Genomic DNA, 20,529 nt, shown 5'->3' on the forward strand with positions numbered 1-20,529 from the left:
AGCGACTTTATTTTTTTCTAAAACCTAGTGCTTAAAATGTCTAGTTCCTGTCATAACCATTGCCATATTATTTTCATTGCAATAGTCAATGCTTAATTGATCCTTTATAGAGCCTCCAGGTTGAATTACAGCAGTAATTCCTGCCTTGTTTGCAATTTCTACACAATCAGGAAATGGAAAAAATGCATCACTTGCCATCACAGCACCTTTTAAATCGAAATTAAACGATTGTGCTTTGTGGATTGCTTGATTTAAAGCATCTACACGACTTGTTTGTCCTGTGCCACTTGCACATAACTGCTTGTTTTTTGCAAGCACAATAGTGTTAGACTTTGTATGCTTACATAATTTTGAAGCAAATAGTAAATCTTCAAGTTCACTTTCAGAAGGAGAATTATTTGTAGCTGTTGAAAGTATATCGCGTGAATCTGTAATGTTATCTCTTTCTTGTACTAAAGCACCATTTAAACAGGTTCTTACTGTTGTTTGTGGTAACTCAACATCTTTTTGAACTAAAAGAATCCTATTCTTTTTCCCTTTAAGAATGTCTAAAGCTTCAACCGAAAATGAAGGTGCAATCACTACTTCACAAAATAGTTTATGAATTTCGTTAGCTGTATCAGTATCAATTTCTGAGTTGCTGATTAAAATGCCTCCAAAAGCCGACACAGGGTCTCCAGCTAAAGCATCAACATATGCTTGGTGAATGGTATCTCTTTGAGCTAAACCACAAGCGTTGTTGTGTTTTAAAATAGCAAACGTTGGCGCTTCTCCTTTAAATTCGTTCATTAAATTTACGGCAGCATCAACATCCAAAAGGTTGTTATAGCTTAATTCTTTGCCGTGAAGTTTATCGAACATCGCTTCAAAATCACCAAAGAAAAATCCTTTTTGATGCGGATTTTCACCATAACGCAACACTTGACCTTTGGTTTCACTAATCTTTAATGTCGCGATTTCGTGGTTTTTATTGAAGTAATTGAAAATGGCAGAATCATAATGCGACGACACATTAAATGATTTTGCTGCAAAACGTTTTCTATCTGCTTCAGTGGTTGAACCATTGTTTTCTGAAATCAGATCCAAAAATTCTTGGTAATCATCTACTGAAGAGACACAAATAACGTCGTTATAATTTTTGGCAGCAGCACGAATTAATGAAATGCCACCAATGTCAATTTTTTCAATGATATCCTGATTGCTTGCTCCTGAAGCTACTGTTTTTTCAAAAGGGTATAAATCTACAATCACACAATCAATTTGCGGAATATCAAACTCTACTAATTCTGCAACGTCTTGAGCATTGTCTTGACGATTTAAAATGCCACCAAATATTTTTGGATGCAAGGTTTTTACACGACCTCCTAGAATAGAAGGATATGAGGTAATATCTTCGGCAGGAACGACGTCGATACCCAAATCGTTAATGAATTTTTGAGTGCCACCGGTAGAATAAATAGTGACTCCTTGCTCGTTTAGTTTTTTTACAATTGGTGCTAAACCGTCTTTGCTAAAAACGGAAATAAGTGCAGATTTAATGGTTTTGTTGTCGCTCATTTTAGTGTGTTGTGTTTGATTCCCATCTTCACGGGAATGACAGTTTTAAGGTTTTTCAATGCATAGCATTGAAAGGGTTGTTTACGAATGCAAAAGTAGCAATTAAAAGCAAAAATGAATGCGAAGATGCTATTGAAAATGAGTTGTTTTTTTAACTAAATAGGGAAGTTGTTAACAACATTATTAAATTCCAAAAATCAATACCCAAATTCTTTGAAATTTGAAAAACGTGTTTTTTTGGAATTTGAAATTTAGAGATTGGGATTTGTTAAAGTATCTCTGATACTTTAGCACACACAAACTCTAAAAGGCGCTCATCGGCTTCGGTAAATGGGTCAGGAGTATTAGAGTCTATATCTATTTGTCCAATATTTTCACCATTCACAAAAATAGGAATCACTATTTCGGCTTTCACAGTAATGCTACAGGCAATATAATTATCTTGAGCAGCAACGTCTGGCACTACAAAATTTTGGTTACTCACAGCTACTTGACCGCAAATACCTTTCCCAAACGGAATGATTGTATGGTCTGTTGGCTCACCAACATAAGGTCCAAGTTTTAACTCTTCTTTGTCGCCATTTTTAAAATAAAACCCAACCCAATTGTAGTAATTAATATTAGATTCCAACAACTTACAGATGCTGTACAGCCGATTTTCAATAGTTTCATTGGTGTTTGAAACAATTTCGGTTATTTTTGGTTCGAGAGCCTTTAGTTCCATGTTATAATTTTTTGTAAAAGTATTTAAAAATCAAATCAATTTGCAAGCACTTTTTGCTAAATATAAGTCGGTTATAAAATTTATCCTAACGTTTGTGTTAGTGTATGCTGTTTTATCTGTTGCTTACAAGTTGTATTTGGATTATTCGGATAGCTCAATATATTATCCAGATTATATTACAAATCTCACTGCAAAGCAAAGTGAGTCATTATTGGATTCCTTTGGGTATGACACTTCAGTTGAAGCACATACTGACGAGCCTTCTATGAAATTAATTATTAATGGTAAGTATGTAGCTAGGGTTATTGAGGGGTGTAATTCCATTAGTGTTATTATTCTGTTTGTATCGTTTGTAATAGCATTTGCAGGACGATTACAACCAACAATTATTTATTTATTGGCAGGAAGTGTATTGATTTATGCGGTTAATTTATTTAGAATAGTAATCCTTTCTATAGGATTGTTTCATTATCCTTGGCGACGCGATATTTTGCATAACATTATTTTTCCATTAATTATTTATGGTATGGTGTTTTTACTTTGGATGGTTTGGGTTAATCGTTTTGCTACTTTAAAGAAGCAAGATGCATAAGTGGGTTAAATACATAGTTGTTTTTGGCTTAATAATGCTGTTAGCTTTAATAAGATATTTTGAAGATTTTTTGTTTTACGATCCTTATTTACAATTTTTTGAAAATGACTATTTATATATTGATTCACCTCGCAGAGAGACTTTAAAACTCACCCTTTTTACAACATTTAGGTATGTGTTAAATACCGTTGTTTCGTTAGGTATTCTATATGCTATTTTTAAAGATAAAAGCGTTATTGAATTTGCGATTTTAATCTATGTATTTGCCTATGTTTTTCTATTAGCTGCATTTTTATATTTTGTTATAAACCCAAATCAGGAAGATTATTACTTATTTTTTAATATTCGCAGGTTTTTAATTCAACCTTTAATTTTAGTGGTACTATTACCAGCGTTTTATTACAATAAAATAAGACGTTAATGTTTTATGAAAATCAGAACTTGTATTTAGGTTTTTATATCTTTGCTTACGGTTATGAAGATTAAAAAAATATTTCATAAAGTTTTTTCAATTGGTTTAGCACTTATTGTGCTGTGCTCAACTATATCATTCAAGGTTGAAAAACACTTTTGTGGCGATGCTTTAATTGATGTGGCTATTTTTACTGATGCTGAAGATTGTTGTGAAGTTGTTGCAGGCAATAACGTTACAAAAAAACCTTGCTGCAAAGATGAAATCACAGTTATTGAAGGTCAAAATGAACTGATTGTAAAAACCTTTGATGATTACGATTTTGAACACCAGATTTTCATTACCTCATTTATTTATTCATATAACAACTTTTTTAGAGGATTATCAAAACAGATAATTCCTTATAAAAACTACTCACCACCAAACTTGATTATAGATATGCAAACTATAAATCAAGTATTTATAATTTGATATTTTTTAATAGATAATTGTCATATTCATGATAATATTTTAGTGCATTAAAAACAATGCAAAAACTCAAAATCTAAACTGTTAAAAAATAAATTTTTGAAACGTATTTTATATATACTGTTTCTATTGCCTATACTAATATTTTCTCAAGAAGAACTTAAAGGTGTGATTTTAGAAGCAAACGAAAAAAATGAGCAAATACCGTTATCAGGGGCCAATGTATATTGGTTAAATACGACCGTTGGTGATGTTACAGGTATTGATGGAGCATTTAGTATTCCATATAAAAAAGAGTACCAAAAATTAGTAATTAGTTATGTTGGTTTTACTACAGATACAGTTACTGTTACAAGTAACAAAAGGTTAAAACATTGGTTAAAACCAGCAGCAAATTTAGACGAAATTACTGTTAAAGGAAGAAATAAAGCAACAGCTACATCTTATTTAGCATCGCAAAACGTAATTAACGTTAGTAGTGACGAATTGTTAAAAGCCGCATGTTGTAACCTGTCTGAAAGCTTTGAAACCAATCCATCTATTGACGTAAATTTCGCCGATGCTGTATCTGGTACTCGACAAATTAAAATGCTAGGGTTAACAAACCCATATATTTTAATCACAACCGAAAACGTACCTTCAATACGAGGCGCGTCTCAAGCCTATGGCTTAAGTTTTATTCCAGGTACTTGGGTGGAAAGTATTCAAATAGCCAAAGGAGCAGGAAGTGTCGTTAACGGTTTTGAAAGCATTGTTGGACAAATTAATGCTGAACTTAAAAAACCTTTAACAGACGATAAACTATTTGTCAATCTTTTTGCTGCTGGAAGTGAGCGAGTAGAACTCAATACACACTTAAATACTAAAGTTAGTGATAAATGGTCAACAGGATTATATCTTCATGGAAATACTCATAATAAAAAACATGATGTAAACGATGATGGTTTTTTAGATATGCCTTTATATCACCAAATAAATGTGATGAATCGTTGGCAGTATATAGATAATGAAAAAGGCTTTGTGAGTTTTTTAAATGTTAGATATCTAGATGATGAAAAACAATCTGGACAAGTCAATTTTAATTCTGAAACCGATAAGTTAACAACTAATGCTTGGGGAAGTGAAATTGATACAAGGCGAATTGATGTGTCTGGAAAGTTTGGTTATGTAAACCCAGAAATTCCTTATCAAAAACTAGGAATGCAGTTGGCTTATAGTAACCATAAACAAGAGTCGTATTTCGGATTAAACGAGTACGATATAGAACACAATAGATTTTATGCAAACGTGGTATATAACTCTATTATTAGTGATTCTAGGCATGTAGTAAAAACAGGGATTAGTTATGCTAATGATATTTATGATGAAGATGTTGATGCTGATAGTTATGCGAGAAATGAAAACTCAGTGGGTGCGTTTTTTGAATATGCTTACGACAATTTAGAAGCTTTAAACCTCACAGTAGGAATACGAATAGATCATAGTAATTTACTGGGAACATTTATAACGCCTCGTGTACATTTAAGATATACGCCTTGGGAAAAATCGGCGTTTAGAGCATCCTTTGGCAAAGGCAAACGAAGTGCTAATATTTTTGCTGAAAACCAAAAAATGTTTGCAACCTCTAGAACTATTAATCTAGTCGATACTGATGGTGAGATTTATGGTTTAACTCCTGAAATTGCTTGGAATTATGGTGTGTCTTACCTACAAGGGTTTAATCTATTTGGACAAAAGGCAGATATAACGTTTGATTTTTATAGAACTGATTTTAAAAATCAGGTCGTAGTAGATTATGAAAACTCTCAGGAGGTTAGTTTTTATAATTTAAAAGGAGATAGTTACGCTAATAGTTTTCAAGCGGAGTTTAATTACAATGTATTGGAAGGCCTAGATATTAGATTGGCATATAAATATTACGATGTAAAAACCCAATACAATTCAGGGAAACTCGAAAAACCATTAACGCCAAAGCATCGGTTTTTTGCAAATGCATCGTTTGTAACTAAGGTTAAAAATAATTCACGATGGAAATTTGATGCTACTTTTAATAGATTAAGCAAGCAACGTTTTTCATCAACACAAAATAATCCTATTCAGTACCAGCTGCCAAAGTATTCAAAGTCAATAGCAACACTTAATGTACAGGTAACTAAAGTCTTCTCTGAAAAATTTGAAGTATATTTGGGTGGAGAAAATATAACCAATTTAAAACAAGATAATCCAATAATTGCTGCCAATGATCCGTTTAGTAGTAGTTTTGATACTACATTTGTTTATGGTCCAATTTTTGGAAGTAATTATTATGCAGGTTTAAGATTAAAAATAAATTAAAATATGAAAAAAGTATTATTATTATCAATGATGCTATTTGGTGTAACATCATTTGCACAAAACAAAAACGCAAAGGCATCGCTTGAGGTAGATGGTGTTTGTTTAATGTGTAAAGAACGCATTGAAAAAGCGAGTATAAAAACTAAAGGTGTTAAATCGGCAGTTTGGGATGTAAAAACTCACGAGCTCAAGTTAATTTTCGACGAGCGAAAAACAGATTTAGATACTATTATAAAAAATATTGTAGCAGTTGGTCATGATACAAAAGAGCTTAAGGCTACAGACGAAGCATATAACAGTGTGCATCCTTGCTGTAAATATAGAGATGAGGATGTGAAAAAAGATCACGAAAACGAAACAAAAACCAAAAATTAAATAACAATGAAAAAAGTAATATTAGTCTTAGCATTAATGCTAAGTGCAAGCACAGTTTTAGTGTCTTGCAAAGGAGAAAAGAAAGAACATAACGAAGAGACCGAAATGCAAGAAGACCACGCTGCTGATAAAGCAGATATGGCTATGAACGACAGTGTGTATCAATGCCCAATGGATTGTGAAGATGGAAAAACATATGATGAAGAAGGAAAATGTCCTGTTTGTAAAATGGATTTAAAGAAAGTTGAAAAGGACGAAGAATAATAGTTAGATACATATTATTTTAAAATAAAAAAACGCTTCAAATACTTGAAGCGTTTTTTTTGTTATTTATTAGATGCCTTACATCATTCCTGGCATTCCGCCACCACCCATAGGTGGCATTGAAGCAGGCGCATCTTCTTTAATGTCTATTAAAGCACATTCTGTAGTTAGAATCATTCCAGCTACCGAGGCCGCATTTTCTAAAGCAATACGTGTTACTTTTTTAGGGTCTATAATTCCCTCTTTAAGCATATCAACATATACTTCGTTTTTAGCATCGTAACCAAAGTCTTTTTTACCTTCTAGCACTTTATTAATAACTACTGATCCTTCACCACCTGCGTTTTCTACGATTGTACGTAAAGGTGACTCAATAGCCTTATTAACGATTTGCACACCAGTTGTTTCGTCTAAATTATCAGTAGTAATTTTTTCTAAAGTTTTCTTAGCTCTTACTAAAGCAACACCACCACCAGCAACAATACCTTCTTCTACAGCGGCTCTTGTGGCATGTAAAGCATCGTCAACACGATCTTTCTTTTCTTTCATCTCTACTTCACTTGCAGCGCCAACATAAAGTACAGCAACACCACCGGCTAACTTCGCTAAGCGTTCTTGAAGCTTTTCTTTGTCGTAATCGCTGGTTGTTGTTTCAATTTGTGCCTTAATTTGATTTACTCTTGCTTTAATATCTGCAGCTTTGCCAGAACCGTTTACAATAGTAGTATTGTCTTTGTCAATAGTTACGGTTTCAGCAGTACCTAACATACTTAAGTCTGCATTTTCAAGTGAAAATCCTCTTTCTTCAGAGATAACAACGCCTCCAGTTAAGATAGCAATGTCTTCTAGCATGGCTTTACGACGATCTCCAAATCCAGGAGCTTTTACAGCTGCAATTTTAAGTCCGCCACGTAATTTGTTTACAACTAAAGTTGCTAAGGCTTGTCCTTCTACATCTTCAGCAATAATTAATAAAGGACGACCAGATTGTGCCACAGGCTCTAAAATTGGAAGAATTTCTTGAAGATTAGCAATTTTCTTATCAAATAATAAGATGTATGGATTTTCAAGATCTGCAATCATTTTATCTGCATCAGTTACAAAATAAGGAGATAAATATCCTCTATCAAATTGCATTCCTTCAACAACATCAACATAGGTCTCCATACCTTTTGCTTCTTCAACAGTAATGACACCTTCTTTGCCAACTTTACCAAAAGCCTTAGCAATTAAATCGCCAATAGTGTTATCGTTGTTAGCAGAAATTGCAGCAACTTGCTTAATTTTATCAGAGGAACTACCAACTTTTTTTGCTTGCTTTTCTAGGTCAGAAGTAATAGCTTTTACTGCTTTGTCAATCCCGCGCTTTAAATCCATAGGATTTGCTCCAGCTGCAACGTTTTTTAAACCTTCTTTTACAATTGCTTGTGCTAAAACTGTAGCAGTTGTAGTTCCATCACCAGCTAAATCATTAGTTTTAGAAGCAACTTCTTTTACCATTTGAGCTCCCATGTTTTCTAATTCGTCTTCTAGCTCAACTTCTTTCGCTACTGAAACACCATCTTTAGTTACTTGAGGTGCTCCAAAACTTCTACTAATAATTACGTTACGTCCTTTAGGTCCTAAAGTTACTTTTACTGCGTTAGCTAATGCGTCAACCCCACGTTTTAAGCCATCGCGTGCATCAACATCAAATTTTATATCTTTTGCCATTTTTATTTAGTTTTTTATAATTATACAATTGCTAGAATATCGCTTTCTCGCATTATTAAATAATCTTTACCTTCTAGTTTAAGTTCTGTGCCACCGTACTTTCCATAAAGTACAGTGTCTCCAACTTTAACAGTTAAAGGCTCGTCTTTAGTTCCTGTGCCAACAGCAACAACATTCCCTTTTTGTGGTTTTTCTTTTGCATTGTCTGGAATAATGATTCCCGAAGCTGTTTTAGTTTCAGCTTCCATTGGTTCTATAAGAACTCTATCTGCTAATGGTTTAATGTTTAAAGCCATTCTTTTGTAGTTTTTAGATTAATAATTAAAATTAACGCTAAAGCGTTATTCTAAAATTGTGCCAATGAAATTAGACTGACAAACTTTCAGAAACAAAAAATGCCAACTTTAATAGTTGGCATTTTTTGTTGTTTCATCACACAACTGTTATTGTGCTGAGTCGTTACTTACTGGGTTAGCAGGAGTTTCAACTGGTGTGGTTGTAGGAAGAGGCTGGGATGTTGTAGCATCTTGATCTAAAGCTTTAGACTCTGTAGTTGTCCCACCATCACTAATTGCTACATTAGATAGCAGTATTAAAGCAATTAATAAAGTTGCTAAAGCCCAAGTGCTTTTATCTAAAAAGTCTGATGTTTTTTTAACACCACCTAATTGCTGAGTGCCACCACCACCAAATGAAGATGATAATCCACCACCTTTTGGGTTTTGTACCATTACTACTACTACTAATAGGAACGCTACGATAACGATAAGGATTAAAAATATTGAAAACGTGCTCATTATTATTTATTGTTTTGTTCTTGTATTTCTTTTATTGCTTGAATTTGGTCTGCAAAGAAACCACTTTTTTCTGGATATTTCAAACTTAAAATTTTATAAGATTGAATAGCCTTATCATAGTTTTTTTGCTCTACATAAATACGTGCTAAAGTTTCTGTCATTAAAGCTTCAGGTTGTATCATTCTGGATTGCGCCAAGTTTTGAACAGGTGTATCTTTTTTTACAGGCCGAATTTTTGGGCTAGTAGCGATGAATCTATCAATAAGTTCAAATTTTTTGGCCTTTGTGTCTTCTTCTGGTTTAAAATTGCTTTTAAGGTTTCCTTCCTCTCTAATAATTGGTTTAAAACTTGTTATTTTTAACCATTCACTAAAAGAGTGTACTTCACTTTTATTAAACTCTAATGGCTTGCCAACTTCAAGTACTTCTTCAGGAGTCTTTTTAATATTTAAGCTATCAACTTGTATGATGTTCTCTTGAGGAAAAAATTCTTGTTTTGCTTCAAATAGATCAGGACGAATGGTTGGCTCGGTATCTTTAATATGTTGCTTTAAAGCATCATCAATAATCACACTTTTGTTAACCGAAATATCTTCAACATCGTTTACTTCAATATTCTTTAAATGTGCAATATTTTTTTTGATATGCTCCGATATTTGGTTTTGCTGAAATTCATCCGAAGTTATAAAATCAAATAAAATACTTCTATCGGTAGTATATGCTGCTGTAGTTTTTAATTCTTGATTGTATTTAAAACTCTCTAGGTCTTTTAAGCCTTTAAGGTAAATTGCTCTTGCTGGTTGGAAGTATGGATACTCATCAATAATGGTTCTAACATCACTTACCTGACTAACAGAAATATGTTTTGGGTTTTGTAACAAATATGTGAAATTAGAAGTATTCATAAGCTACCAGTTTGCTAACGATGCATTTACTATGTCTTGAGTAATACGCTCAAAAATTTCTTCGTGAGCAGTTGTTTTTTGACTTCCAACTAATTGAGCGCTTCCAGGATAATCGTAGAAAAACGAAAATCGCTGATCAAACTCAGTGTCAGGGTCATTTTTATTATAAAAGTGCACTTTTACACCAATAGTTAAACGGTTTTGAGCAGCTGTATTATTAGCTGTTGCTGTAGTAGGAGAGATGCGGTATTCTACAATTTCACCTTCGTAAATAATATCGGCATTTGATTTTACAAGATCTAATTTTGTTTGGTTTAGCACTAGCTCTTCGAGTGCAATTTTAAAATCTCGTTCTAATCCAGGTTCGATTAAAGGTGCGTTATTTTGAAAATAATTAACCTGAAATGTTTCTGCTTTTACATCTCCTAAACCTGTAAATGAATATTTCCAACAGCTTTGTGTTGTTATTAAAACTAAAATTAGAAGTATGTGTTTTATTTTTTGCATAAAAATTCTTCACTTTTTTTAGAGTGACAGTTAATAGGTGTTTGGTCGTTTCATGGTTATAAACGCATAAATATAACCTGCATTGTCGGCTACATCAAAATCAACGTTTATTAGTCTATAACCTTTATAATGTTTATCATTTATTAAATCTTCGGCTTCTTGTCTAATTTTTTCTGAACTATTTCTAGCAAACGATTTACGAATCATAAATATTTCTACTGCTTTCATAAACTTTTTTTAAACCTTGGTGACTGAGGCTCTCGAGGTCACATTTTTATATATTAAGGTAGCTTCGAGAGCCTCAGCTACCAATTATAGATCGTATTGTTTGATTTTTCTATACAAAGTACGTTCGCTTATACCAAGTTCGGCTGCTGCTAATTTACGTTTTCCGTTGTGACGTTCTAACGATTTTTTAATTAATTCTAATTCTTTATCGTGAAGCGATAAGGTTTCTTCTTCTTCAATTTCTTCTGCAAAATGATATTTATCTGATGCATTGTTAGGGATTTCAACCGATTGCGAATTGTCTTCAGGTAAAGATAATACTTCTAACTCTTCTTCAGCTTCATCTTCATTGCCATATATTTTTTGAATCAATCCTTGATTGTCTTTTTGTACATCTTGTGTATTACCTTTTTGCATTAACTCCATAGTGAGTTTTTTCAAATCGTTTAAATCACTTTTCATGTCGAATAATACTTTGTAGAGTATTTCACGTTCGTTACTAAAATCAGAATCTGATTTTGTATGGCTTATCACCGCAGGTAAATTTTGTCCAGCATCAGGTAGATATTGACGTAGCGTATCAGGCGTAATAGTTCTATTATGTTCTAAAACCGAGATTTGTTCAGCCACATTTCGTAGTTGCCTAATATTTCCACTCCAACGATATTTTAAAAGTAATGCAATGGCTTCGTCAGCTAATCTAATAGTTGGCATTTTATACTTTATGGCAAAATCACTGGCAAATTTCCTGAACAATAAGTGTATGTCGTCTTTACGTTTTCTAAGTGCTGGAAGGTGAATTTCAACAGTGCTTAAACGATAGTATAAGTCTTCTCTAAACTTTTCTTTTTGAATAGCTTCAAACATATTTACATTTGTAGCAGCAACGATGCGAACATTGGTTTTTTGTACTTTACTAGAACCTACTTTAATAAATTCGCCATTTTCTAAAACACGCAATAAACGTACTTGAGTGGTTAATGGTAGTTCGCCAACTTCATCCAAGAAAATTGTGCCACCATCAGCTACTTCAAAGTAACCAGATCGTGTTTGTGTAGCTCCTGTAAAAGCACCTTTTTCATGACCAAAAAGTTCACTGTCTATAGTGCCTTCAGGTATAGCACCACAGTTTACAGCAATATATTTTCCATGTTTTCTATGAGAAAGTTGATGTATAATTTTTGGAATACTTTCTTTACCAACTCCAGATTCACCAGTTACCAAAACCGAGATATCTGTTGGAGCTACTTGAATGGCTTTTTCTACAGCACGATTAAGTGCAGGATCATTTCCTATGATTCCAAATCGTTGTTTTATAGCTTGAACTGATTCCATATTTAATTATTTTCAGAATAACCTATAGCTTCACCAATAAGGGTTGCGCTTGTGCAATCATTTACGTTTACATTAACAAAATCACCAACTTTATAATGCCCTTTAGGGAATACAGCAACAGAGTTATGCTCTGTTCTTCCTGACCAATGTTCAGCAGATTTTTTAGATTCTTTTTCGATTAAAACTTCAACGGTTTTGTTTAGGTATTCTTCGGTTCTGATTCTGCTATGTTCTTGTTGCAAGGCAACCACTTCGGCCAATCGTCTTTTTTTAATGTCCTCTGGAATATCGTCTTCCAATTTTCTGGCAGCCATAGTTCCAGGACGCTCAGAGTAAGCAAACATATATCCAAACGAGTATTTTACATGCTCCATTAAGCTGAGGGTATCTTTATGGTCTTCTTCAGTCTCGGTTGGGAACCCTGTGATTAAGTCGTGAGAAATAGTGCAGTCAGGAATAATTTCTTTGATATCGTCAATTAATTTGATGTACTCTTTGCGAGTGTGTTGACGATTCATTTCTTTTAATATTCGGTCGCTTCCACTTTGTACAGGAAGATGTATGTAATTACAAATATTCTTGTGTTTCGCCATTGATCTTACAACATCCAATGTCATGTCTTGAGGGTTTGATGTTGAAAAGCGAATCCGCATTTTTTGTTGTGCTTGCGCGCACATATCTAATAACTTTGCAAAATCTACAGCTGTGGCTTTTTGTAAATCAGTGGCTTTGTCAAAATCTTTTTTCAAACCACCACCATACCATAAGTAACTATCAACATTTTGACCAAGTAAAGTGATTTCTTTAAAGCCCTTGCTCCACAAATCGTTAACTTCTTCTATAATACTTTGCGGATTTCTACTGCGTTCGCGACCTCTGGTAAAAGGTACTACACAAAACGTACACATGTTATCGCATCCACGCGTAATAGAGACAAAAGCGGTTACACCATTACTTTGTAATCTTACTGGCGAAATATCGCCATAAGTTTCTTCTTTTGATAAAATAACGTTAATAGCATCTCTGCCTTCATCGACTTCGGCAAGTAAATTAGGTAAATCTTTGTAAGCATCAGGACCAACCACTAAGTCAACAATTTTTTCTTCCTCAAGAAATTTGCTCTTTAAGCGTTCGGCCATACAACCTAGAACACCAACTTTCATTTTAGGATTTACCTTTTTCTTTACCTTATTATATTTCTCTAAACGCTTTCTTATCGTTTGTTCAGCTTTGTCTCTAATAGAGCAGGTGTTCACTAAAACTAAATCGGCTTCCTCGAGTTCTTGTGTGGTATTGAATCCTTCGTTGGCTAAGATGGATGCCACGATTTCGCTATCGCTAAAATTCATAGCACAACCGTAACTTTCAATAAAAAGTTTTCGTTTGTTGTTTTTATCTTGTTCTAAAACTAAAGATTGTCCTTGTTTTTTTTCGTCTATAATCTTCTCCATAATGTACTTGAAACCTGTGATGGTCAATAAGTGTGCAAAGATACAATTAATTTATATTTTATGACAAAGTGGCAGAGTGTTAAATTTAATAAATAAGATTATTTACTTTTGAAAGTAAACCAAATTAATCAACATGAACTACTTAGAAATACTATCGAAAATACAGAATGCTCAACATCTAGATTTTGGGCGCATACTAGATTCTTCTATTAATATGTTTAAAGAGGTTTGGCTAAAAGGGTTTTTAATGGTTATAGTTCTTGCGGTATTTATTGGAGTGCTTTCTTTTTTATTTACAACTATAGGTTTGTCTCCAGATCCATATTCTATGACTTGGTATGAAGATTTTAATTTCTATTCATATTATACTAGCAATGCACTTTATTCATTACCTCAAGCTATTATTATTAGCTCGGTTTCAATCGGCTTGCTTGCTGGATTTTACAGGATTGTAAAACAAGTAGATTTAAATGAATTGCAAAAAGACGATTTGTTTTATTATTTCAGCGAAGGTTATATTAGTAAGATATTTATGTTAGGTATTATGTATGCTTTAATAGCTACCATTGCTCAATTACTGTTTTTTATACCTTATATATATGTTTTTGTACCCTTATCTTTTTTTGCAGTAGTATTTTCTAACAACCCAGAATTGACTGAAACAGAAATTGTCAAGTTGAGTTTTAATATAGGTACTAAAAAATGGTTGATAACCTTTGGACTGATTTTTATTACAGGGATTTTAGGAATGTTAGGCATGATTGCTTGTTTTGTAGGTGTACTGTTTACAATGTCTATTTATTTTCTTCCAGTATATTTTGTATATCGCGATGTTGTAGGTTTTGAAGATGATAGTGAAATAATGAAAATTGGGACAGAATAAAAGTGTTTAAATAATGTTTTAAAACCCTGAGTCAAACAGGGTTTTTTTATGCCAAAACGCAAAGTAAAATTTGCAAATAAAAAAAATCATCTACATTTGTACCTCTAAAAAAATGAATAATGGCGAAGAATTTAGTGATTGTAGAGTCACCTGCTAAAGCAAAAACAATTGAAAAATTTCTAGGTAAAGATTTTAAAGTAGAGTCCAGTTTTGGGCATATTGCAGATTTACCTTCAAAAGAATTAGGCGTAGATGTTGAAGGTGATTTTAAACCTAAATACAAAGTGTCAACCGATAAAAAAGCGGTTGTTAAAAAGCTAAAGGATCTAGCTAAAAAAGCCGAAATTGTTTGGTTAGCAAGTGATGAAGATCGCGAAGGAGAAGCCATTGCTTGGCATCTAGCTGAAAATTTAGGGTTAGATCAAAAAAAAATAAAGCGAATTGTTTTTCATGAAATTACTAAGGCTGCTATTCAAAAAGCTATAGAGAACCCTAGAGGTATTGACTATAATTTAGTTGATGCGCAACAAGCGCGTCGTGTGCTTGATAGAATTGTTGGTTATGAATTATCGCCAGTACTCTGGAGAAAAGTTAAAGGGGGTTTATCTGCAGGTCGTGTACAATCAGTTTCAGTAAGATTAATTGTAGAACGCGAAAGAGAGATTCAAGATTTTACACCTGTGGCATCTTATAGAATTGATGCTGAATTTTCTAACGAAGAAGGGCAAACATTTAAAGCAAAACTACCTAAAAACTTTTCAACTAAAGCAGAAGCCCAACAATTTTTAGAAGACAATATAAATGCAGACTTTAATGTAGCAGATTTACAAAAAAAGCCTGCAAAAAAATCACCTGCAGCTCCTTTTACCACATCTACATTACAGCAGGAAGCCGCAAGAAAGTTAGGCTTTTCGGTTAGTAGAACCATGAGTAATGCACAACGTTTGTATGAAGCAGGATTAATTACGTATATGAGAACCGATAGTGTTAATCTATCAGACGAAGCAAGAAAAGGCGCTCAGGCTGAAATTGAAAATGCTTTTGGCGTTAAATACAGTAAGCCTAGAAATTATAAAGGCAAAGCAAAAGGAGCACAAGAAGCCCATGAGGCTATTAGACCAACAAATTTTGCGCAACATACAGCAAATGCTGAAAGAGATCAAGCACGTCTTTATGATTTAATTTGGAAACGCGCTATCGCATCACAAATGAGCGAAGCTCAATTAGAGAGAACCAATGTAAAAATTTCTGCATCAACGCATAATACATTGTTCTCTGCAAACGGAGAAGTAATTACCTTCGACGGATTTTTAAAAGTATATTTAGAAGGAACAGATGACGAAGATGTTGAACAAGAAGGTATGCTACCTGCGTTAAAAATTAATGAAACACTTTTAAATAAATACATTACTGCTACTGAACGTTATACGCGTCCTCCAGCAAGATATACCGAAGCAGCGTTGGTAAAGAAGTTAGAAGAGCTTGGTATTGGTCGTCCATCCACATATGCGCCAACCATTTCAACTATTCAAAATAGAAAATATGTTGAAAAAGGTACAGTTGAAGGCGAACCACGTAATTACGTACAGCTAGTTTTAGAAGCGAAAAATGTTTCAGAAAAACAATTGACTGAAAAAGTGGGTTCAGATAAAGGAAAACTAGTTCCTACAGATATAGGAATGATAGTGACTGACTTTTTAGTGAATCATTTTGAACACATTTTAGATTATAACTTTACTGCTAAAGTTGAAAATCAATTTGATGATATAGCAGATGGAAAAGAAGATTGGACTGCGATGATGAAAGAGTTCTATAAAGACTTTCATCCGCAAGTAGAAGATGTACAGCAAAATGCCGAACGTGAATCTGGCGAACGTGTGTTAGGTACAGATCCTAAAACTGGGCGTCAAGTAAGTGTGCGTTTAGGTAAGTTTGGACCAATGGTGCAAGTTGGAACAGTTGACGATGAAGACAAGCCATTGTTTGCAAGTTTATCTCCCGACCAACAATTAACAACCATTACTTATGAAGAAGCAATGGATTTGTTCCAGCTTCCAAAAACATTGGGAGAATATAAAAATGAGACTGTCGAAGTAAATAATGGTCGTTTTGGACCTTATGTGAAATTTGGTAAAAAGTTCGTCTCTTTACCTAAAGGAGTTGACCCATTATCTGTTGAGTTAGATGACGCAATACAATTAATAAAAGAAAAGGAAAAGGCAGATGCTCCTATATATATGTATAAAGAATTGCCAGTTCAAAAGGGTAAAGGACGTTTTGGACCATTTATTAAATGGAACAACATGTTTATTAATGTGAACAAAAAATACGATTGGGATAACTTATCTGATAATGATATTGTAGAATTAATTGAAGACAAAATTCAAAAGGAAAAAGATAAATTAATTCACCATTGGGAAGAAGAAGGTATTCGTGTAGAAAAAGCGCGTTGGGGAAGACACAATATTATAAAAGGAAAACTAAAAATAGAATTGCCTAAAACGATAGATGTTTCTAAATTTACACTTGAAGAGGTGCAAGATATTATTGAAAAAAATGCACCTAAGAAAAAACCACGAAAAAAGACAACCACCAAAAAGAAATAATACATGGATTTAAATTTTCTTTCTCCAGTTCAAGACTTAGTTTTAGCACACAACGAATTACTTTCAAACCAAGTCTTAGGAAGAAAATTAAAAATCCACTCCAAACAACATGGCATACCAGATTTAACTAATGTTAAAATGGCAATTGTTGGTGTGCTAGAAAATCGTAATGATGTTAATTATATAGGAGAAGAATTTCAATTAAGTGAAATCAGAAAATCCTTATACTCACTATTTCCTGGAAACTGGCATTATACAGTAGCCGATTTAGGTGATATTTTAAAAGGAGAAACAGTTGCAGACACCTATTTTGCACTGCAAGAAACCATCATCACTTTATTAGATAATAATGTAATACCTATTATATTAGGAGGGAGTCAAGATTTAACCTATGCTAATTATCGTGCTTACGATAATCACTTACCTATGGTTAATATTGTTAATGTAGACAGTAATTTTGACTTAGGAGACTCATCAAAACCAATTAAGAATAACTCATTCTTAGGAAAAATTATTTTAGAGCAGCCATATAACTTATTTAATTACTCTACACTTGGTTATCAAACTTACTTCAACGCACAAGAAGAAATAGATTTAATGGACAAACTCTATTTTGAAGCGTACAGGCTTGGAGAAGTTTCAAATAATATAACATTAGTTGAACCTGTTATGCGTGATGCTAATATTGTGAGTATGGATTTGAAAAGCATTCGTTCGGCCGAAGTGAGTACAAAGCAAAAACACTCACCAAACGGATTTGATGGAAAAGAAATCTGTGCCATATCAAGGTATGCAGGCATAAGTAATAAGGTGTCTTCATTTGGAATATATGAATATAAAGCCTCAAAAGACGATGAAGCTACATCTATGCTAATAGCTCAAATAATATGGTATTTTATCGAGGGTGTAAATTGTAGAGTGCAAGACGATGACTTTACTCTGGAGGATAAATACCAAAAATTCACCGTATTAGTCGATGAACAGCAACTTATATTTTATAAAAGCAACCAAACAGGACGTTGGTGGATTGAAATACCTTTTTTATCAAACCTTAATAATAAATTAAAACGTCATACGTTATTACCTTGCATGCATGATGATTACGTAGATGCTTGTAAAGGAATAGTACCTGAAAGATGGTACAAAGCATATAAAAAAAATAGCGTCTAAAAGTCGATTAAACGACCAAAATTCATCGACGAAATGCATTTTTTTTAGATAAAATGCATTTTTTTTGCTTAAAAAGTTGTTTTTTTGGAAATATATAAATATGTTTACACCCTTAAAATATTTAAGATCATTAATTAACCTCGAATTTATGTGTATTAAGAAGTTATTAACATTAACAGTAGCCTTAGCCTTACTTACTAGTTGTGGAACCGGAGATAAAGGTGAATTAGTTGGCGTTAAAGGAAAAAAATGGCACCCTGAAAAACCTTATGGAATGAGTTTAATTCCAGGAGGTGCTTTTATTATGGGTAAGTCTGACGATGATTTAGCAGGAGTAAAAGATGCACCTACTAAAACAGTTACAGTAAGAGCATTCTATATGGATGAAACCGAAGTTACAAATAGCGAATATCGTCAATTTGTAGAATGGGTTAGAGATTCAACTATTAGAACCAATCTTGCTGAAATGGCAGATCTTGAAGGAAAAGAACCAGGTAATGGAGATATAGGCGAATTTGCTTATAAAGATGTTAAGCCAGAGGAAGAGATGACTCCTTACGAAAAGTATATGTTCGAAAACTACGAAGGAGAAATAAGAAAACTAAATACAGATATCGATTTAATATTCGATACCAGTGAGTATCCAGACGAATTATATGCTGAGGTAATGGACAATATGTATTTGCCATTAGAAGAATCATATAATGGACAACGTACTTGGGATGTAAAACAATTTAAGTTTCAATACACAACTATGGATATTCAAACTGCGGCAAAATACCGTGAGTTAAGTCGTAGTGATGTTATTGAGCAAGAAGAAATTGAAGTGTATCCAGACACTACAGTTTGGATTCGTGATTTTGCGTATTCTTATAACGAGCCAATGCACAACGATTATTTCTGGCATGATGCCTATAGCGATTATCCTGTAGTTGGAGTTACCTGGAAACAAGCACAAGCATTTTGTCAATGGCGAACATTAAACAAAAACGCATACCAAAAAGAAAGAGGAAAGCAACACGTAAATAGATTTAGATTACCATCAGAAGCTGAGTGGGAATACGCAGCAAGAGGTGGTCTTCAAGGAGCAACATTCCCATGGGGAGGTCCTTACGCAATTAATGACCGAGGTTGTTTCATGGCAAACTTTAAACCATTGCGAGGTGATTATGCAGCCGATCAAGCTTTATATACAGTAGAAGCTGATGCATTCGAACCTAACGATTATAACTTATACAATATGGCTGGTAACGTATCAGAGTGGGTAATGTCCTCTTACGACCCAGCATCATACGAATATTCTTCAACAGTAAACCCAAGTGTTAACGATACCGAAAACGAACGTAAAGTTGTTAGAGGTGGTTCTTGGAAAGATGTTGCTTACTTCCTACAAGTAAGTTCAAGAGATTATGAGTATGCCGATTCAGCAAGAAGCTACATAGGTTTCCGTACAGTACAAGACTACATGGGAACTGAAGTCACAAAAAATGCCTCAAAAAGAAGAAGATAAATTAAAAAAATTAAACCAAACTTAACTAAAAACAAATATTATGGCACAATCAAAAGCAAGTAAAAGGTTCATGAATATGGCCTACGGATTAGGAGCATCAATCGTAATCGTTGGAGCACTTTTCAAAATTATTCATTTCGAAATAGGACCACTAACAGGTAACGTTATGTTAACCATTGGTCTTGTAACCGAAGCAATTATCTTTGCAATTTCAGCATTCGAACCTGTTGATGACGATTTAGATTGGTCTTTAGTTTACCCTGAATTACAAGGTGGACAAGCAAAGGACAAGAAAAAAGAAAGCCCTAAAGATGCCGAAGGATTATTATCTAAGAAATTAGATGATTTATTAAAAGACGCAAAAATTGATGGCGAACTAATGGCTAGTTTAGGTGATAGTATTAAAAACTTCGAAGGAGCTGCTAAAAATATGGCACCAACTGTTGATGGTATTTCTGCAACTAAAAAGTATAGTGAAGAAATGTCGTTAGCTGCTGCACAAATGGAGTCGTTAAACAGCTTATATAAAGTACAATTAGAGAGCGTAAACAAGCAAGCATCAATAAACCAAGAATCTATTGAAAATGCTGCTAAGTTAAAAGAGCAAATGCAATCATTAGCATCAAACCTATCATCATTAAATGGTGTGTATGGAGGTATGTTATCTGCAATGAACAAAAACTAATTAGAATTAATCC

The 20,529-nt window shown here is 33.5% G+C and carries 21 protein-coding genes; 11 read left to right on the forward strand and 10 right to left on the reverse strand.

Annotated features, from left to right (window positions below):
- Nucleotides 1–24: 24 nt before the first annotated feature.
- A complete protein-coding gene (purH, locus tag E5167_RS03475; RefSeq protein ID WP_136841100.1) occupies nucleotides 25–1,557 on the reverse strand; it encodes a bifunctional phosphoribosylaminoimidazolecarboxamide formyltransferase/IMP cyclohydrolase in 1,533 nt (510 codons plus the stop codon).
- A gap of 268 nt (nucleotides 1,558–1,825) precedes the next feature.
- On the reverse strand, nucleotides 1,826–2,281 hold the full coding sequence (locus tag E5167_RS03480; RefSeq protein WP_136841102.1) for a GAF domain-containing protein: 456 nt from the start codon (nucleotides 2,279–2,281) through the stop codon (nucleotides 1,826–1,828).
- A gap of 40 nt (nucleotides 2,282–2,321) precedes the next feature.
- On the opposite strand from E5167_RS03480, the gene xrtF reads away from it, so the two are divergent.
- The 6 genes from xrtF (at nucleotide 2,322) to E5167_RS03510 (ending at nucleotide 6,726) form a co-directional block, all read left to right on the forward strand.
- The gene (gene xrtF / locus E5167_RS03485) at nucleotides 2,322–2,873 is read left to right on the forward strand and encodes an exosortase family protein XrtF (RefSeq protein WP_136841104.1); all 552 of its coding nucleotides are present in this window, start codon (nucleotides 2,322–2,324) and stop codon (nucleotides 2,871–2,873) included.
- Entirely contained in the window at nucleotides 2,866–3,294 is a 429-nt protein-coding gene (locus E5167_RS03490) for an exosortase F system-associated membrane protein (protein ID WP_136841106.1), read from the forward strand. The genes xrtF and E5167_RS03490 overlap by 8 nt, the downstream gene beginning before the upstream one ends.
- Nucleotides 3,295–3,348: 54 nt before the next feature.
- The gene (locus tag E5167_RS03495; protein ID WP_136841108.1) at nucleotides 3,349–3,756 is read left to right on the forward strand and encodes an HYC_CC_PP family protein; all 408 of its coding nucleotides are present in this window, start codon (nucleotides 3,349–3,351) and stop codon (nucleotides 3,754–3,756) included.
- Nucleotides 3,757–3,852: 96 nt separating this feature from the next.
- Nucleotides 3,853–6,087 (forward strand): TonB-dependent receptor, encoded by a 2,235-nt coding sequence (locus E5167_RS03500; protein ID WP_136841109.1) that lies wholly within the window; start codon nucleotides 3,853–3,855, stop codon nucleotides 6,085–6,087.
- A 3-nt stretch (nucleotides 6,088–6,090) separates the two neighbouring features.
- A complete protein-coding gene (locus E5167_RS03505; protein ID WP_136841111.1) occupies nucleotides 6,091–6,462 on the forward strand; it encodes a heavy-metal-associated domain-containing protein in 372 nt (123 codons plus the stop codon).
- A 6-nt stretch (nucleotides 6,463–6,468) separates the two neighbouring features.
- Nucleotides 6,469–6,726 carry a heavy metal-binding domain-containing protein gene (locus E5167_RS03510; RefSeq protein WP_136841112.1) on the forward strand — a complete coding sequence of 86 codons (258 nt, stop codon included), beginning with the start codon at nucleotides 6,469–6,471 and terminating at the stop codon, nucleotides 6,724–6,726.
- 78 nt (nucleotides 6,727–6,804) lie between these two features.
- Here E5167_RS03510 and groL read toward each other — a convergent pair whose 3' ends face one another.
- From groL to miaB, 8 genes are all read right to left on the reverse strand, one after another.
- Nucleotides 6,805–8,439 carry a chaperonin GroEL gene (gene groL, locus E5167_RS03515; RefSeq protein ID WP_136841113.1) on the reverse strand — a complete coding sequence of 545 codons (1,635 nt, stop codon included), beginning with the start codon at nucleotides 8,437–8,439 and terminating at the stop codon, nucleotides 6,805–6,807.
- A gap of 20 nt (nucleotides 8,440–8,459) precedes the next feature.
- Entirely contained in the window at nucleotides 8,460–8,735 is a 276-nt protein-coding gene (gene groES, locus E5167_RS03520) for a co-chaperone GroES (protein WP_136841114.1), read from the reverse strand.
- A 147-nt stretch (nucleotides 8,736–8,882) separates the two neighbouring features.
- Nucleotides 8,883–9,236, reverse strand: coding sequence for a preprotein translocase subunit SecG (gene secG, locus E5167_RS03525; protein WP_136841115.1), 354 nt, complete (start codon nucleotides 9,234–9,236; stop codon nucleotides 8,883–8,885).
- Between the two features lie 2 nt (nucleotides 9,237–9,238).
- Complete coding sequence (locus E5167_RS03530) at nucleotides 9,239–10,141, reverse strand: hypothetical protein (protein WP_136841116.1); 903 nt, start codon at nucleotides 10,139–10,141, stop codon at nucleotides 9,239–9,241.
- A 3-nt stretch (nucleotides 10,142–10,144) separates the two neighbouring features.
- Nucleotides 10,145–10,648: an LPS assembly lipoprotein LptE gene (gene lptE, locus E5167_RS03535; RefSeq protein ID WP_136841117.1), complete on the reverse strand. Its 504-nt coding sequence runs from the start codon at nucleotides 10,646–10,648 to the stop codon at nucleotides 10,145–10,147.
- A 30-nt stretch (nucleotides 10,649–10,678) separates the two neighbouring features.
- Nucleotides 10,679–10,876, reverse strand: a complete 198-nt coding sequence (locus E5167_RS03540; protein ID WP_136841118.1) for a hypothetical protein — start codon at nucleotides 10,874–10,876, stop codon at nucleotides 10,679–10,681.
- 84 nt (nucleotides 10,877–10,960) lie between these two features.
- Nucleotides 10,961–12,211: a sigma-54 interaction domain-containing protein gene (locus E5167_RS03545; protein WP_136841119.1), complete on the reverse strand. Its 1,251-nt coding sequence runs from the start codon at nucleotides 12,209–12,211 to the stop codon at nucleotides 10,961–10,963.
- Nucleotides 12,212–12,213: 2 nt separating this feature from the next.
- Nucleotides 12,214–13,662 carry a tRNA (N6-isopentenyl adenosine(37)-C2)-methylthiotransferase MiaB gene (gene miaB, locus E5167_RS03550; protein WP_136841120.1) on the reverse strand — a complete coding sequence of 483 codons (1,449 nt, stop codon included), beginning with the start codon at nucleotides 13,660–13,662 and terminating at the stop codon, nucleotides 12,214–12,216.
- Between the two features lie 133 nt (nucleotides 13,663–13,795).
- Between miaB and E5167_RS03555 the strand changes: the two genes are divergently transcribed.
- The 5 genes from E5167_RS03555 to porL all read left to right on the forward strand — a co-directional run bounded on the left by E5167_RS03555 (nucleotide 13,796) and on the right by porL (nucleotide 20,516).
- A complete protein-coding gene (locus E5167_RS03555; RefSeq protein ID WP_136841121.1) occupies nucleotides 13,796–14,545 on the forward strand; it encodes a hypothetical protein in 750 nt (249 codons plus the stop codon).
- A gap of 119 nt (nucleotides 14,546–14,664) precedes the next feature.
- Entirely contained in the window at nucleotides 14,665–17,151 is a 2,487-nt protein-coding gene (topA, locus tag E5167_RS03560; protein ID WP_136841122.1) for a type I DNA topoisomerase, read from the forward strand.
- A gap of 3 nt (nucleotides 17,152–17,154) precedes the next feature.
- Nucleotides 17,155–18,321 carry a formimidoylglutamase gene (locus tag E5167_RS03565; RefSeq protein ID WP_136841124.1) on the forward strand — a complete coding sequence of 389 codons (1,167 nt, stop codon included), beginning with the start codon at nucleotides 17,155–17,157 and terminating at the stop codon, nucleotides 18,319–18,321.
- Nucleotides 18,322–18,475: 154 nt separating this feature from the next.
- A complete protein-coding gene (gene porK / locus E5167_RS03570; RefSeq protein ID WP_449421244.1) occupies nucleotides 18,476–19,831 on the forward strand; it encodes a type IX secretion system lipoprotein PorK/GldK in 1,356 nt (451 codons plus the stop codon).
- Between the two features lie 40 nt (nucleotides 19,832–19,871).
- A complete protein-coding gene (porL, locus tag E5167_RS03575; protein ID WP_136841128.1) occupies nucleotides 19,872–20,516 on the forward strand; it encodes a type IX secretion system motor protein PorL/GldL in 645 nt (214 codons plus the stop codon).
- Nucleotides 20,517–20,529: the final 13 nt, after the last annotated feature.

Source organism: Pontimicrobium aquaticum (assembly GCF_005047595.1).
Lineage (GTDB): Bacteria > Bacteroidota > Bacteroidia > Flavobacteriales > Flavobacteriaceae > Pontimicrobium > Pontimicrobium aquaticum.